13 protein-coding genes are annotated in these 14,526 nt (G+C 29.7%); 4 read left to right on the top strand and 9 right to left on the bottom strand.

The genetic code is table 11. The features are described from left to right. Positions 1–221 precede the first annotated feature (221 nt). The 9 genes from Q0762_RS11420 to Q0762_RS11380 form a co-directional block, all read right to left on the bottom strand. Positions 222–860 (bottom strand): YceI family protein, encoded by a 639-nt coding sequence (locus tag Q0762_RS11420; RefSeq protein ID WP_298767029.1) that lies wholly within the window; start codon positions 858–860, stop codon positions 222–224. Between the two features lie 63 nt (positions 861–923). Next, entirely contained in the window at positions 924–1,643 is a 720-nt protein-coding gene (locus tag Q0762_RS11415; protein WP_298767028.1) for a tRNA threonylcarbamoyladenosine dehydratase, read from the bottom strand. Beyond that, positions 1,640–2,284: a TatD family hydrolase gene (locus Q0762_RS11410; protein WP_298767027.1), complete on the bottom strand. Its 645-nt coding sequence runs from the start codon at positions 2,282–2,284 to the stop codon at positions 1,640–1,642. The genes Q0762_RS11415 and Q0762_RS11410 overlap by 4 nt, the downstream gene beginning before the upstream one ends. Positions 2,285–2,288: 4 nt before the next feature. Further along, positions 2,289–2,741 carry a D-aminoacyl-tRNA deacylase gene (gene dtd, locus Q0762_RS11405; protein WP_298767026.1) on the bottom strand — a complete coding sequence of 151 codons (453 nt, stop codon included), beginning with the start codon at positions 2,739–2,741 and terminating at the stop codon, positions 2,289–2,291. 114 nt (positions 2,742–2,855) lie between these two features. Next, positions 2,856–3,818, bottom strand: coding sequence for a ribosome small subunit-dependent GTPase A (gene rsgA, locus Q0762_RS11400; protein WP_298767025.1), 963 nt, complete (start codon positions 3,816–3,818; stop codon positions 2,856–2,858). A gap of 453 nt (positions 3,819–4,271) precedes the next feature. Then, positions 4,272–5,354, bottom strand: a complete 1,083-nt coding sequence (locus Q0762_RS11395; protein ID WP_298767024.1) for a bifunctional 3-deoxy-7-phosphoheptulonate synthase/chorismate mutase type II — start codon at positions 5,352–5,354, stop codon at positions 4,272–4,274. A gap of 22 nt (positions 5,355–5,376) precedes the next feature. Continuing rightward, a complete protein-coding gene (locus Q0762_RS11390; protein ID WP_298767023.1) occupies positions 5,377–6,228 on the bottom strand; it encodes a prephenate dehydrogenase in 852 nt (283 codons plus the stop codon). 40 nt (positions 6,229–6,268) lie between these two features. After that, a complete protein-coding gene (locus Q0762_RS11385; protein ID WP_298767022.1) occupies positions 6,269–7,414 on the bottom strand; it encodes an aminotransferase class I/II-fold pyridoxal phosphate-dependent enzyme in 1,146 nt (381 codons plus the stop codon). Continuing rightward, positions 7,411–8,235: a prephenate dehydratase gene (locus tag Q0762_RS11380; RefSeq protein ID WP_298767021.1), complete on the bottom strand. Its 825-nt coding sequence runs from the start codon at positions 8,233–8,235 to the stop codon at positions 7,411–7,413. Before Q0762_RS11380 ends, Q0762_RS11385 begins: the two co-directional genes overlap by 4 nt. Positions 8,236–8,934: 699 nt before the next feature. On the opposite strand from Q0762_RS11380, the gene rpsO reads away from it, so the two are divergent. The 4 genes from rpsO to folK all read left to right on the top strand — a co-directional run bounded on the left by rpsO (position 8,935) and on the right by folK (position 14,473). Further along, positions 8,935–9,204, top strand: coding sequence for a 30S ribosomal protein S15 (rpsO, locus tag Q0762_RS11375; RefSeq protein ID WP_298767020.1), 270 nt, complete (start codon positions 8,935–8,937; stop codon positions 9,202–9,204). A 253-nt stretch (positions 9,205–9,457) separates the two neighbouring features. Further along, complete coding sequence (locus Q0762_RS11370) at positions 9,458–11,701, top strand: polyribonucleotide nucleotidyltransferase (protein ID WP_298767019.1); 2,244 nt, start codon at positions 9,458–9,460, stop codon at positions 11,699–11,701. Positions 11,702–12,351: 650 nt separating this feature from the next. Further along, on the top strand, positions 12,352–13,257 hold the full coding sequence (locus Q0762_RS11365; RefSeq protein ID WP_298767018.1) for an IS982 family transposase: 906 nt from the start codon (positions 12,352–12,354) through the stop codon (positions 13,255–13,257). Between the two features lie 91 nt (positions 13,258–13,348). Continuing rightward, a complete protein-coding gene (gene folK, locus Q0762_RS11360; protein ID WP_298767017.1) occupies positions 13,349–14,473 on the top strand; it encodes a 2-amino-4-hydroxy-6-hydroxymethyldihydropteridine diphosphokinase in 1,125 nt (374 codons plus the stop codon). Positions 14,474–14,526 lie beyond the last annotated feature (53 nt).

Raw genomic sequence — 14,526 nt, 5'->3', positions numbered from 1 at the left:
AAACTTTAACGTAAAAAAAACATCTAAAATTTATGTTATAACATATGGCTTTTAACCAAAAAAAAACTCAAAATATAAATTTTGAGTTTTTTCTAATAGAGGTTTGTTTCACTTATTTGTTGGCGTGAGAGCCATCGCAATAACCATCTTTGTCTGCAGTTAAACCACAACCACATGGTCTTTGTCCTTTTTGAATATTCATATTATTAGATTTAAATTGATTATGCTTTTGTTTTTACAGTAAATGATAATTCCATATTATCATCTATAAATTTATCTTTAAGATTGTCAAAGAAAGATTTAGAACCGTACTTTACATTAAATTCTGCCCTGTTTACCATAAAAGTTTCACTTTTAAAAACAGTAACGCCATTAACAGTATTTACAGTGGCAGGTATTGTAATACTTTTAGTTACATCTTTAACTGTTAAGTTTCCTGTAACATGTATTTTATCTCCTTTATCTTCTACATTAGTAATTACAAATTTAGAAGTTGGGTAAGTAGCTACATCAAAGAAATCTGCACTTGTTAAGTGTCCTAATAGTTTTCCATTTCCTTCATTATCTGCAGGAATGTCTAAAACTTTAATAGAATTCATGTCTATAATAAATTCTCCTCCTGTTACTTTACCATTTTCAACCAATAAATCTCCATCTTTAATCATAACATTTCCATTATGAGCGCCTGTTGGCTTTGTTCCTTTCCAGGTTAAAACAGATGTTGCAGTATCTACATTATTCAATTCAGATACTTTAACAGCTACTTTTTCTGCGGCTTTAGTGGTTACACTTTCTTTTTTTTCTTTACACGCAGTAAATACTGACGCTACTGCTACTAATGCTACTATTATTTTTTTCATTTTTATTTTAATTTGTTATTTATTTTCCATGGCAAATATATTGCGATTTATTTTCCTTGGAAACTATTTATTGGTTTTTATGATAAAATTAACAACATGCGCCGCCGCTTGCAAACCAAAAGCTGCTGGCATATAACTTATAGTACCATAATAAGATTTTTTAAAATTTGTACCGTCTGTAACTTTTACACTCGTAGCAATTTGCACTTCTTCTGAATATACTGCTTTTACGCCTTTGTCTACCTTTCTTTCTTTTAATCGCTTTCTTAAAACTCTTGCCATGGTGCAGTTTTTAGTTTTAGAAATATCTTTTACTTTAATTTTTGTAGCATCTAACTTACCTCCTGCTCCCATAGAAGAAATTATTTTTACTTTTTTTCTTCTAGCGGCCACAATTAAATTAATTTTTGGTGTAATAGAATCTATGCAATCTAAAACATAGTCAAACTCTTTAGAAACAATTTCATATGCTCTTTCTGGCGATAAAAATTCAGTTAAAACCGTTAAATCTATATCTGCGTTAATGGCTTTAATTCTTTCTGCCAAAACTTCTGTTTTGTATTTACCAATAGTAGTGTCTAATGCGGGTAATTGTCTATTTTTATTGGTTTCATCAAAAACATCGCCATCTACAATTGTTATTTTACCAACTCCTGCTCTAGCTATAAATTCTGCGGCATAAGAACCTACACCACCTAAACCTACAATTAAAATATTTGCATTTTGCAACTTTTCTAAACCTTCTTTTTGTACTAATAACTCAGTACGCTCTAACCAACTCATATTTTAAAAATCTTTGTGAAATTCTCTTTTATTTTTTGTTGAAGTTCTAAAACCTCTATGTTTTTTAAATTTGCTACTTTTTGATAGATTTTTTTAATTTCAATTTTAGCATTATCTGTTTCTAACAATATATTATTGATAGGAATTTCTGTAATAACTTCTTGCAATTTTTTATTATTGATAATTGCTGCACCAAAAGACAAAATAACATCATTTTTTAATAAACTTTGGGCAACTTGTAAATTCTTATGAAAACCATGTAAAATCCAAATTTGACTGGGTTTTAGCGTCTTTTTTAATTGCATAATTTCTTGATAAGATTTTACACAATGAATTATTAACGGTTTTTTATATTTTTCTGAAAGTAAAACCTGTTTTATAAAAACTGTTTTTTGAAGTTCAAAATTGGTTTCTGTAATTTTATCTAAACCACATTCTCCTACTGCGTAACAATTTTTATGTGGCAATTGCTTTTCAATGATTAAAAGTTCTTTATCTATATTTTTTTTATTGATAAACCAAGGATGAATACCTATTGAAAAAGGCATCGAAAAATCTGCAGAATTTGGATACATATTTTCAATAGAAAACACGTTTTTAACCAAAGGTTTTTTGTGGGTATGGATGTTGATAAAATCCAAAATATTATGCTTTATTTTTAGAATCGATAATGATGGTTACAGGACCATTATTTATTAATTTTACTTGCATATCTGCTCCAAATTTACCCGTTTGCACGTTTTTACCAAGTGTTTTTTCTAAAGTTTTTACAAAATTCTCATATAAAGGAATGGCAATTTCTGGTTTTGCGGCTTTTATATAACTTGGTCTATTTCCTTTTTTTGTTAAAGCGTGTAATGTAAACTGACTTACCACAATTACATCTCCTTTAACTTCTAAAAGTGAGGAATTCATTACGCTATTTATATCATTAAAAATACGCAAGTTGGCAATTTTTCTTACTAAATAATCAATATCTTCTTGCTTGTCTTCTGCAACGATACCTAACAAAATTAAGAACCCTGTTTTTATAGCTGCAACTTTTTTATGATTGATTTTTACACTTGCTTTAGAAACTCTTTGGATTACAACTTTCATAAGTATTTCCTATATTTCATCTTTTTCCCATTCTTAGTAATTCTCAAAGGGAAGGAAACTGATGCTTTTTATAAATAATAAATTTACAAAATAACAGTTTTTCCTTTTGGGGAATTAAACGGAATCTTCATCCCAAATATCTGTTCTAAAATGTTCTGATTCTTCTTCTACTTCAAGAATTTGCAAATAACTTTTGTAGCGAGACCAAGCAACTTTTTCTTCTTCTAAAGCTGTTTTAACTGCGCATTTTGGTTCTTTTAAATGCAAGCAATTGTTAAATTTACAGTTTTGTTTTAAAGCGAAAAATTCTGGAAAGTAATCTCCTAATTCGTATTTATCCATATCTACCACACCAAAGCCTTTAATACCTGGTGTGTCTATAATTTTGGCATTAAAACTTAAATCGAACATTTCTGCAAATGTTGTAGTATGTTTTCCTTGGTTATGTTGATCTGAAATTTCTTTGGTTTTTAAGTTTAAGGAAGGTTCTATTGCATTAACTAGAGTAGATTTTCCAACGCCAGAATGCCCAACAAACATGGCTGTTTTGCCTGTCATTATTTCTTTTATCTCGTTTACATTTTTATTTTGTGTTGCAGAAACCTCTACACACTTGTAACCAATGGCTTCATAAATATCTTTTAAATATAAAATTTCTGCACGTTCTTCTATTGCATAAGCATCTATTTTATTAAATACTAAAACAGTGTCTATTCTATAAGCTCTTGTAGATACTAAAAAACGGTCTATAAATGTTGTAAATGTTGGCGGATTATTAATAGTGATTAATAAAAAAACCAAATCTACATTGGCAGCAATAATGTGGGTTTGTTTTGATAGGTTTACAGACTTTCTGACAATAAAATTTTCTCTATCTAAAATAGTTTTTATTACACCTGTTTCTTCGTCTCCTTTTTTTTCTAAATCGAAAACTACTTTATCGCCAACAGCAATAGGATTTGTACTTTTTATGCCTTTTATTCTAAATTTTCCTTTAATTCTACATTTATGGAAATTACCATCTGTAGCTTTTACGAAGTACCAACTTCCTGTAGATTTGTATACAATTCCTGTCATTACTACAAAGATGCAGAATTTTCTGTAATTCTGTGGATGATAGTTGGAGTGATTTTTGATTTTTTTGAGAAGATTGTATCGAAAACTTGTTAAAACTCATGAAACTTCTTGCTACAAGATTTCTGAAAAAGAAATTTTACTAGAAATGAAATTATTTTACAAGTTTTCTGAATTGAACTTATAAAAAAGACCTCACAGTTTTTAAAAATCTGTGAGATCTAGTAATACATCTAAAAGTTTATTTTTATAACTTGTTTTTGGAGTTTGCAATATGCGTTAAGGATTGAGCGGTTTGTTTGAACTCTTTTTTGCTTTTTCTGCAAAAAAAGTGAGTAGCGAAAGCCTGACCCTTGTGGTAACGCCCAAAAAAAACCACAAACCAGAAATATAATTTCTGAATTTGTGGTAATTTTAAATTACTATTAATAGATTCTGAAACGAGTTCAGTATAAATTATCCGTTAATAATTTTTTCTTGGTGGTTTATAGATTCTTGGTGAATGGCTTTAAACATTTTAAGAATAAACTCTTCGCTTAATCCTTTTCCGTTTCCTTCTAAAACCATGTTTCCTAAAATCTCGTTCCAACGTTTAGATTGTAAAACGGCTACGTTTTTTTCTTTTTTCAACGCGCCAATTTTATCGGCAACTTGCATACGTTTTCCTAAAAGGTCTATTAATTGATCGTCTACAACGTTAATTTGTGCTCTTAGGTTTTCTAAAGATTCTCTATACTCTGCAGAGGTTTCTGTTGGCTTTTTAATTTTTAGATCTTCCATAATTTGCTTTAACGTGTCTGGCGTTACTTGTTGTGCAGCGTCTGACCAAGCGTTTTCTGGGTCGAAATGTGTTTCTATCATTAAACCATCAAAGTTTAAATCTAAAGCGGTTTGCGAAACATCAAAAATCATATCGCGATTTCCTGTAATGTGCGATGGATCGTTAATTAATGGTAAATCTGGGAATTTATTTTGAAATTCTATTGCCAATTGCCATTCTGGATTGTTTCTGTACTTTGATTTCTCGTAAGTTGAAAATCCTCTATGAATTGCTCCTAAATTTTTGATTCCTGCTGTATACAATCTTTCGATACCACCTAACCATAAAGCCAAATCTGGATTTACTGGGTTTTTTACCAATACAATTTTGTCTGTACCTTGTAAAGCGTCTGCAATTTCTTGCATAATAAATGGCGATACTGTAGAACGTGCACCAATCCACAATAAATCTACATCATTTTCTAGCGCTAATTTACAGTGTGCTGCATTGGCAACTTCTGTACAGGTTTTCATGCCAGTTTGTTCTTTTACCTTTTTTAACCAACCTAAACCTAAGGCACCAACACCTTCAAAATTTCCTGGTCTTGTTCTTGGTTTCCAAATACCTGCTCTATAGTAATTTACATCAGAATCTTTTAATTCGTGTGCAATTTTTAAAACCTGTTCTTCGGTTTCTGCACTACAAGGCCCTGCTATTACTAGTGGATGATCTAGTTTCATATCATCCAACCATGTTCTTAATTCTTTTGTATTTTTCATTCTTTCTACTTGTTGTGGCGTTTTATTTTATGCCGTTTAAAATTTGCTTTATATAATTTGTATTCTCCATTTCGTTAAAAATTTCAGAGAAATTATCTTTTTGCATCAACGCTTTAAATTGTTGTAAATTGTTAATGTATTCTTCTAACGTTTCTATTACGTTGTCTTTGTTTTGTTTAAAAATTGGTGTCCACATTGCAGGACTACTTTTTGCCAAACGCACTGTTGATGCAAAACCAGAACCTGCCATGTCGAAAATATCTTTTTCGTTTTTTTCTTTTTCTAAGACTGTTTTTCCTAACATAAATGAACTAATGTGGGAAAGGTGCGAAACATACGCAATATGTTTGTCATGCGATTTTGCATCCATATAACGAATACGCATTCCAATGGCATTAAAAAGTGCCAAAGCTTGTTCTTGAAGCTTAAATGTTGTTTTTTCTACTTCGCAAATAATATTGGTTTTTCCTTTATATAAGCCAGAAATTGCAGCTGTTGGTCCAGAATTTTCTGTACCTGCAATTGGGTGGCATGCTAAAAAATTACGTCTTCTTTTATGATGTTCAACAACTTTACAAATTGCTTCTTTTGTTGATCCTGCATCTATAACCAAAGTATTATCTGATATTTTATCTAAAACTGTTGGTAATAATTTTACGGTTGCATCTACAGGAATTGATATAATTACCAAGTCTGCATTTTCTAGATCGTCTAAAGTTGCTTTTTTATCAATTAGTTGTAATTCTAAAGCTTTGTTTAAGGTTTCGTCTTTTCTGCTAATTCCGTGAATTATTGCTTCTGGATTTTGATTTTTAATATCAATAGCAAAGCTACCTCCTATTAAACCGATTCCTATGCAAAATATATTTTTCATTTTTTCTTTTTTTCTTTTTTCAATGGGTTAAAACCCATTGTTATTCGAATCTACTAATTGCTTCTTTTATGATTTCTGATGTTACACACAACGAAAAACGAATGTAACCTTCTCCTTGTGAACCAAAAATGGTTCCTGGAGTTATAAAAATATCTTTGTTATATAAAACTGCATCTGTAACTTCTTCAGATTTTTTTCCTTCAGGAATTTTTGCCCAAACAAATAAACCGGTTGCATTTTTATCATAAACTGCGTTTAATTTATCTGCCAACTGCCAAATTAATTTTCTGCGTTCTTCGTAAACTTTATTCTGCGATAAAAACCAATCGTTAGACAATTGTAAAGCTTTAATAGCTCCTTTTTGTATGCCGTAAAACATACCAGAATCCATATTAGATTTTACTTTTAAAACTTCATTTATAAAAGTTGCATTACCTAATAACATTCCTACACGCCAACCTGCCATATTAAAGGTTTTACTTAAAGAATTTAACTCTAAAGCTATATCTTTTGCGCCTGCTACTTGTAAAATACTAGTAGGTTTATCGTTTAAAATAAAACTATACGGATTATCATTTATAATTAAAATATTGTGTTTTTTACCAAAAGCAACTAACTTTTCTAAGGTTGCTAAAGTTGCATTTGTACCTGTTGGCATGTGCGGATAATTTACCCACATAATTTTAACATCTGTTAAATCTTGATTTTCTAGTTCTTCAAAATTAGGTTGCCAATTTGTAGCTTCACTTAAATTGTAAAACAACGGTGTTGCGCCTACTAATTTGGTTACAGATGTATAAGTTGGGTAACCTGGGTTTGGTATTAATGCTTTATCGCCTTCGTTTAAAAAAGCCATAGAAATATGCATAATACCTTCTTTACTTCCCATTAATGGTAAAACTTCATTCTCTGGATTTGCATCTACAGAAAATTTATTTTTGTAAAAAGTTGCAATGGCAGCTCTTAATTCTGGCAAACCTTGGTAAGATTGGTATTTGTGCGCAGTTGCATCTGCTAAACTACTAGAAATTGCAGTTATAACGTTTGCAGGAGGTTGTAAATCTGGCGAACCAATACCCATATTAATAATTGGCTTACCTGCTGCTATTAAACCCCTAACTTCTCTTAATTTTTTAGAAAAGTAGTATTCTTTTACTGTGTCTAATCTTTTGGCAGGTTTAATCACTTTCTTCCGTTTTTATAAGTTCCTAAAATCTTAAATTTTGCTGCCATTATTTCTATAATGGCTATTGCTTTTTTATATTCTTTGTAATCTTCAAAAGTAACATCAACAAAAAAAGAATATTTCCAAGGTGTTTCTATTACTGGTAAAGATTGTATTTTGGTTAAATTCATTTTACAATCACTCAACACATTTAAAATAGCTGCTAAACTTCCTCTTTTATGATCTAATTGAAATTTTAAAGAAGCCTTGTTCACAGTTTCATTTACTGCTGGTTTTGTTGTTTGTACAATTACAAATCTTGTAGAATTTTCTTTTATGGTCTGAATTTCATCTTCTAAAATATCTAAACCAAAAATTTCTGCGGCTATTTTTGGTGCAATTGCAGCAATTCCTTTTAAGTTTTCTTTTGCAATTCTTTTGGCAACTTCTGCAGTATCTACATCTTCCACTAACTTAATGTGTGGGTATTTTTTAAAAAACTCCTTACATTGTAATAAGGCCATTGGATGTGACCAAACTTCTTTAATATCTGCAATAGTTTGCCCTTTTAAAGCCATTAAATGATGATGAATATTTAAATACTCCTCATTAGTCATATGCAAATTATTGGCATCAATTAATGCATAATTTGGTATAATAGAACCTGCAATGGTATTTTCTAAAGCCATAACACCTAAATCTGCACTTTTGTCTAACAAACTAGCCACCAAAGCATCAAAAGACATACATTCTATTAATTGTATATCTTCTCCATAAAAGTCTATGGCAACTTTATGATGGTTAGAGCCTTGTGCTCCTTGTATGGCGATTATTTTTTTCATTTTAATTCAAAAAAAAAGCCTCGAAAATTATCGAGACTTTATATTTTATAGTTATTTATTATATACAAGCCTCACCTTTTACTAAAAAAGTAAAAGTAAAAAAAGAAACGAGTATAGAATTTATTTAACATTTGTATTTCAATTATTTGCGTGGCAAAATTAAAGATTAAATTCGGATAAACAAATATTATCAATAAAAATAAAAAAGATTTAAGAATATTTCACTAATCGATGTAAAAAATTATTAATTATTATGCGTTCGTGCATAAAAGACCACTTTACTTTAAAAGTTAGTTAAATACGCGGAATGTAAAAAGTCTGTTTTTCTTGTAATGTTGCTTTATAATGCTGCTTTATTCTCTTAACCTTATTGTTCTAAATGAGTTACTTTATTTAAAACATTAGATTAAATAGAAAAAAAGGGCTCTTGACAAATTTAGACGTATTACATAGAATCTTTAGAAAACTTAATTACAAGTAACTACAGCAATAAAAAAAGCATAACCGTTAAAACTAACTAATTCTTTAGCAAGCTTTTGGTTTGTAGTTGGTGTATTTTAGACAAATGTTAAAATGTATTCAAAATAAGTGATTTTGAAAATTAATATTACAGTGATTTTCAAAAAAATAATTCTATATTTGCACGCTCAATAGAAATACTATTGAAGCATACATAAAAATCATTTAAATAATATTGGCATGTACTTAAGTAAAGAAGTAAAAGAAAGCATTTTTGAAAAACACGGTAAAGGAAAAAACGATACGGGTTCTTCTGAAGGGCAAATTGCGTTATTTACGCACAGAATTAACCATTTAACAGAGCACTTAAAGCAAAATCGTAAAGATTTTAACACAGAGCGTTCTTTAGTAATGATGGTAGGTAAACGTAGAAGTTTATTAGATTATCTTAAAAAGAAAGACATTTTAAGATACCGTGCAATAATCAAAGAATTAGGAATTAGAAAATAATTCTTACAAAAAAGAGGTACTATAAACGTGCCTCTTTTTTATTGACAATAGTTTTGAATTTTACTTAGAATTAGACAATTGTCTTTTCCGTGAAAACGGAACTTTAAAAAAAATAGAGACTGCTTAACAAACAGATTTTATATAAAAAAGCAAGAATCTTAACAAAATTCTTGTGTTTCCATTGGAAAAACACACAACAACAAACCAAAACAACGCAACAACAAACAGATTAAAAAATTAGTATTAAAAACTTATGATTCCAAAAGTATTTAGAGAGGTTATAGACCTTGGAGATGGAAGAACCATCTCATTAGAAACCGGTAAATTGGCAAAACAAGCGCACGGTTCTGTTGTTGTTCAAATGGGTAAAGCAATGTTATTATGTACAGTAGTTTCTAGCTACAAAGCAGGTACCGTAGACTTTTTACCATTGACTGTAGATTATAGAGAAAAATTTGCTGCTGCAGGACGTTATCCTGGAGGATTCTTTAAAAGAGAAGCAAGACCAAGTGATGGAGAAGTATTAACAATGCGTTTAGTAGACCGTGTTTTACGTCCATTATTTCCAAAAGATTACCATAGTGAGGTACAAGTTATGATACAACTAATGTCTCATGACGAAGATGTAATGCCAGATGCGTTGGCAGGTTTAGCAGCGTCAGCAGCTATTCAATTATCAGATTTTCCTTTTGAATGCCCAATTTCAGAAGCTAGAGTTGCTAGAGTAAATGGCGAATTTGTAATTAACCCAAGTAGAGCACAATTAGCAGAGTCTGACATTGATATGATGATTGGTGCTTCTGCAGATTCTGTAATGATGGTTGAAGGTGAAATGGATGAAATTTCTGAAGAAGAAATGGCAGATGCAATTAAGTTTGCACATGAATCTATTAAAATTCAATGTGCTGCACAAGTTCGTTTAGCAGAAGCTTTTGGTAAAAAAGAAACTAGAGAATACGAAGGAGAAAGAGAAGATGCAGATTTAGAAGCAAAAATTAACGATTTTTCTTATGACAAATGTTATGCAATTGCCAAAAAAGGAACTTCTAAAGTAGAACGTACTACTGCTTTTGCAGAAGTAAAAGAAGCATTAAAAGCTACTTTTACAGAAGAAGAATTAGCAGATTATGGAGATTTAGTTGGTAAATACTTTAACAAATCTCAAAAAAATGCAGTTAGAGAATTAACTTTAGCAGAAGGTTTACGTTTAGATGGTAGAAAAACAGATGAAATTAGACCAATTTGGTGTGAAGTAGATTACTTACCTTCTACTCACGGTTCATCTATTTTTACACGTGGAGAAACACAAGCTTTAGCTACTGTAACTTTAGGAACTTCTAGAGAAGCTAATAAAATAGACATGCCATCTTATGAAGGTGAAGAAAGTTTTTATTTACACTATAACTTCCCTCCTTTTTGTACAGGTGAAGCAAGACCTTTAAGAGGAACCTCTAGAAGAGAAGTTGGTCATGGTAACTTAGCTCAAAGAGCATTAAAAGGAATGGTACCAGATGATTGTCCTTACACAGTAAGAGTAGTTTCTGAAGTATTAGAATCTAACGGTTCTTCTTCTATGGCTACAGTTTGTGCAGGTACAATGGCAATGATGGATGCTGGTGTACAAATGACAAGACCAGTTTCTGGTATTGCAATGGGATTAATTTCTGATGGAGATCGTTATGCCGTTTTATCTGATATTTTAGGTGATGAAGATCACTTAGGTGATATGGACTTTAAAGTAACTGGAACAGCAGAAGGTATTACCGCTTGCCAAATGGATATTAAAGTAAAAGGATTGTCTTACGAGATTTTAGTGAATGCACTAAAACAAGCAAGAAATGGTCGTTTACATATATTAGAAAAGCTAACAGATACTATTGCCAATCCTAATGAAGAGGTAAAAGCACATGCTCCTAAAATGATTAATCGAAGAATACCAAACGATTTAATTGGTGCTTTTATTGGTCCAGGTGGTAAAAATATTCAAGAATTACAAAAAGAGACAGAAACTACTATTGTAATTACAGAAGACCCAGTAACAGAAGAAGGAATTATTGAAATTTTAGGTACAAAACCAGAGGGAATTGAAGCAGTAATTGCTAAAATTGAATCGATGTTGTTTAAGCCAGAAGTTGGTAGCGTTTACGAAGTAAAAGTTATTAAAATGTTAGATTTTGGTGCTGTTGTAGAGTATGTAGAAGCTCCAGGAAATGAAGTTTTATTACACGTATCTGAATTAGCTTGGGAACGCACAGACAACGTTTCTGATGTAGTTAATATGGGTGATGTTTTAGATGTTAAATATTTTGGTTTAGATCCAAGAACTCGTAAAGAAAAAGTATCTAGAAAAGCTATTTTACCAAAACCAGAAGGTTATGTTGCTAGACCACCAAGAGACAACAATCGTGGCAGAGACAATAACAGAGGTAGAGATAATCGTGGACGTGATAACAGACGTGATGACAGAAAACCAAGACAAGAAAAGAAAGAAGATTAAATTTTTCTAAATCTTTATCAATCATAAAAATCGCCAATTAATTTTGGCGATTTTTTTTATGCCTAAATATTTCGTTTTAAAATAGGAATACATAACATTTAGCACATAGACTTCGCTTGATTTCTATTTTACAGAAAATCTGCATACTAAGAATTAAATTTTTACAACTACTATAATAATAACCTTTTTTGCTGTACTTTCTATTCTTAAAATATAAATTGTTGTTTTAAATTGAAAAAATCCATACTATAAATCGCTCTGCTATTTATTTTCTACTAGATCTACCAAATAGTATCTTTTTGTTTCAACCAAATAAATAACTACAGAGTTACAACAAACTCAATGAAACACAAATAATAAAGATTGCAATAAAACGTACTTTCTTTTTGTCTTCTTTTTAAAAATAAAAATAGCACCACTACAAAACACTTTATAATACCAAAGAACATTAATATATTTATAAAACTACAGCTGATGATATACAGGTAACTTTATAAGATTTAATAAAAACAAATAAAAACTATAACAGCAGCAATAAATACGTAATTAACGCGAGTTCGACTTAAGAAAGTTGTTATTTATATAAGAAAAAAGCAGAAAATTTAGTAAATTAAGGTTCTGATATTCAATCAACTAAAATTATTCTGCTTATGATTTCCGATTTTAAAATTATTGAAATTTTTTGTAATCTAGACGATTTTATGAAAGAATTTGATGCTGTTTTAACAAAAAACAGTATTTCAGATATTTCACTACCTAAAAAACGCAATAGAAAATTCAAAATGAGTAAAAGTGAAGTAATGACTATTATGGTTATTTTTCATCTAAAATCACATCGGAATCTAAAGCATTTTTATCTCTATTATGTATCTAAACATATGAATGATTTCTTCCCAGATTTGGTTTCATATAATCGTTTTGTTGAATTACAAAAATCAGTAATACAACCATTAGCTGTCTATTTAAAGCTTTTTGGTTTAGGCAAATGTTCTGGTATTTCTTTTATTGATTCTACAGCTCTTAAAGTCTGTCATTATAAAAGAGAAAAACAAAACAAAGTGTTTCAAGGAATTGCTGAGAAAAGCTATGGAACATTAGGCTGGTTCTATGGCTTTAAATTACATTTAGTTAGTAATGATAAAGGTCAAATTGTTGATTTTCTGATTACTAAAGCAAATGTAGATGATAGATACCCACTTAAAAATAAAAATTTTCACGATAAAATATTTGGAAAAATCTATGGTGATAAAGGATGTTTAGGTAAAGATTTATTTGATAAATTGTTTGTTGACGGTATTCATCTAGTAACTAAATTAAGAAAAAATATGAAGAAAAAAGCACTCGATTTTATGGATAAAGTTTATTTGAGGAAAAGAGCAATCATAGAATCTGTCAACGATGTATTAAAAAATACTTGCCAAATAGAACATTCCAGACATCGCTCTTTTGATAACTTTTTAGGAAATTTAATAGCTGGATTAACTGCTTATTCTTTTCTTGACAAGAAACCAGGCATTAAAATTCAAAGGTTTTTACCTAATATGGGTGTAAGTTAAGTCGAACTCACGTTAATTACATAAAAAATGCATCCCTTCACCATTCATAAAATTGTATTTTTTTGTTTCTTTGTAGGTATAAAAATTTCTATTGAAAATTAAAAAAACAACATATTTATCTTTAGGTTCAAATAAAGGCAATAAATCAGAAAATCTGCAAAATGCAATTGATGCTATTGACAAAAAAGTTGGTAGCATTCATAAAATTTCTTCCATTTATAAAACACCATCTTGGGGTTTTGCTGGCAATGATTTTTACAATATTTGTATCGAAGTAAAAACCAATAAAACTCCAGAAAACCTTTTAAAAATTCTTTTATCAATAGAAAAAGAATTAGGAAGAAAAAGAAATCATTCAGAAAACTATGCCAACAGATTAATTGATATTGATATCTTACTTTTTGAAAATCAGATTATCATTTCAAAAGACTTAATTATTCCACACGCTAAAATGTTGGATCGTAATTTTGTACTAGTTCCTTTAGCAGAAATTGCTAAAAATGTATTACATCCTGTAGCAAAAGCACAAATAGTTGAATGCCTGCAAAATTGTACCGATACTTCAACAATTTCTAAAATTAATACTACTTTAATTCGTCCAATACCATTAGAAGAAAAATATAATTATATAGCTATAGAAGGCAACATTGGAGCAGGTAAAACTTCGCTCACTCAAAAAATAAGTGAAGACCATAATGCAAAAATAATATTAGAACGTTTTGCAGATAACCCATTTTTACCAAAGTTTTATAAAGATAAAAAACGTTTTGCTTTTCCTTTAGAAATGAATTTTTTAATCGATAGATATCAACAACTCAACGAGGATTTTGCACAATTCAACTTATTTAAGAACTTCATAATCTCAGATTATTATATTTTTAAATCGTTAATATTTGCACAAGTAACATTATCTAAAGAAGAATTTATATTATATAGAAAAATGTTTAACTTGGTTTATAAAGAAATTATTAAACCAGACTTATATATTTACCTTTACCAAGATACAGAAAGATTACTTGAAAATATTAAAAAAAGAGCAAGACCATATGAACAAAATATAAAGGCTAAATATTTAGATAAAATACAAAAAGGATATCTAAATTTTTTAAATGTTCAAAAAGGTTTAAATGTATTAATTATTAATGTATCTGAAATTGATTTTGTAGCTAATAACAATGATTATCAGTTTATACTAGAAAAAATTAAAGATAATTAAAAAAAAAATTATACTTTTGCTAACATTAATTTTCTCCCCCATAAGTTTATTAA

Source organism: uncultured Polaribacter sp. (assembly GCF_947495205.1).
In the GTDB taxonomy this organism is placed as follows: Bacteria; Bacteroidota; Bacteroidia; order Flavobacteriales; family Flavobacteriaceae; genus Polaribacter.
Note: the sequence above shows the minus strand (reverse complement) of the source record. Positions and strands in the feature narration are given on the sequence as shown.

What these genes read in the sequence shown, in the direction of transcription:
- Q0762_RS11370 (WP_298767019.1), top strand. Translation starts at nt 9,458, where the DNA reads ATGATTCCAAAAGTATTTAGAGAGGTTATAGACCTTGGAGATGGAAGA.
- Q0762_RS11420 (WP_298767029.1), bottom strand. Translation starts at nt 860, where the DNA reads ATGAAAAAAATAATAGTAGCATTAGTAGCAGTAGCGTCAGTATTTACT.
- dtd (WP_298767026.1), bottom strand. Translation starts at nt 2,741, where the DNA reads ATGAAAGTTGTAATCCAAAGAGTTTCTAAAGCAAGTGTAAAAATCAAT.
- Q0762_RS11390 (WP_298767023.1), bottom strand. Translation starts at nt 6,228, where the DNA reads ATGAAAAATATATTTTGCATAGGAATCGGTTTAATAGGAGGTAGCTTT.
- Q0762_RS11415 (WP_298767028.1), bottom strand. Translation starts at nt 1,643, where the DNA reads ATGAGTTGGTTAGAGCGTACTGAGTTATTAGTACAAAAAGAAGGTTTA.
- rpsO (WP_298767020.1), top strand. Translation starts at nt 8,935, where the DNA reads ATGTACTTAAGTAAAGAAGTAAAAGAAAGCATTTTTGAAAAACACGGT.
- Q0762_RS11395 (WP_298767024.1), bottom strand. Translation starts at nt 5,354, where the DNA reads ATGAAAAATACAAAAGAATTAAGAACATGGTTGGATGATATGAAACTA.
- Q0762_RS11380 (WP_298767021.1), bottom strand. Translation starts at nt 8,235, where the DNA reads ATGAAAAAAATAATCGCCATACAAGGAGCACAAGGCTCTAACCATCAT.
- rsgA (WP_298767025.1), bottom strand. Translation starts at nt 3,818, where the DNA reads ATGACAGGAATTGTATACAAATCTACAGGAAGTTGGTACTTCGTAAAA.
- Q0762_RS11365 (WP_298767018.1), top strand. Translation starts at nt 12,352, where the DNA reads ATGATTTCCGATTTTAAAATTATTGAAATTTTTTGTAATCTAGACGAT.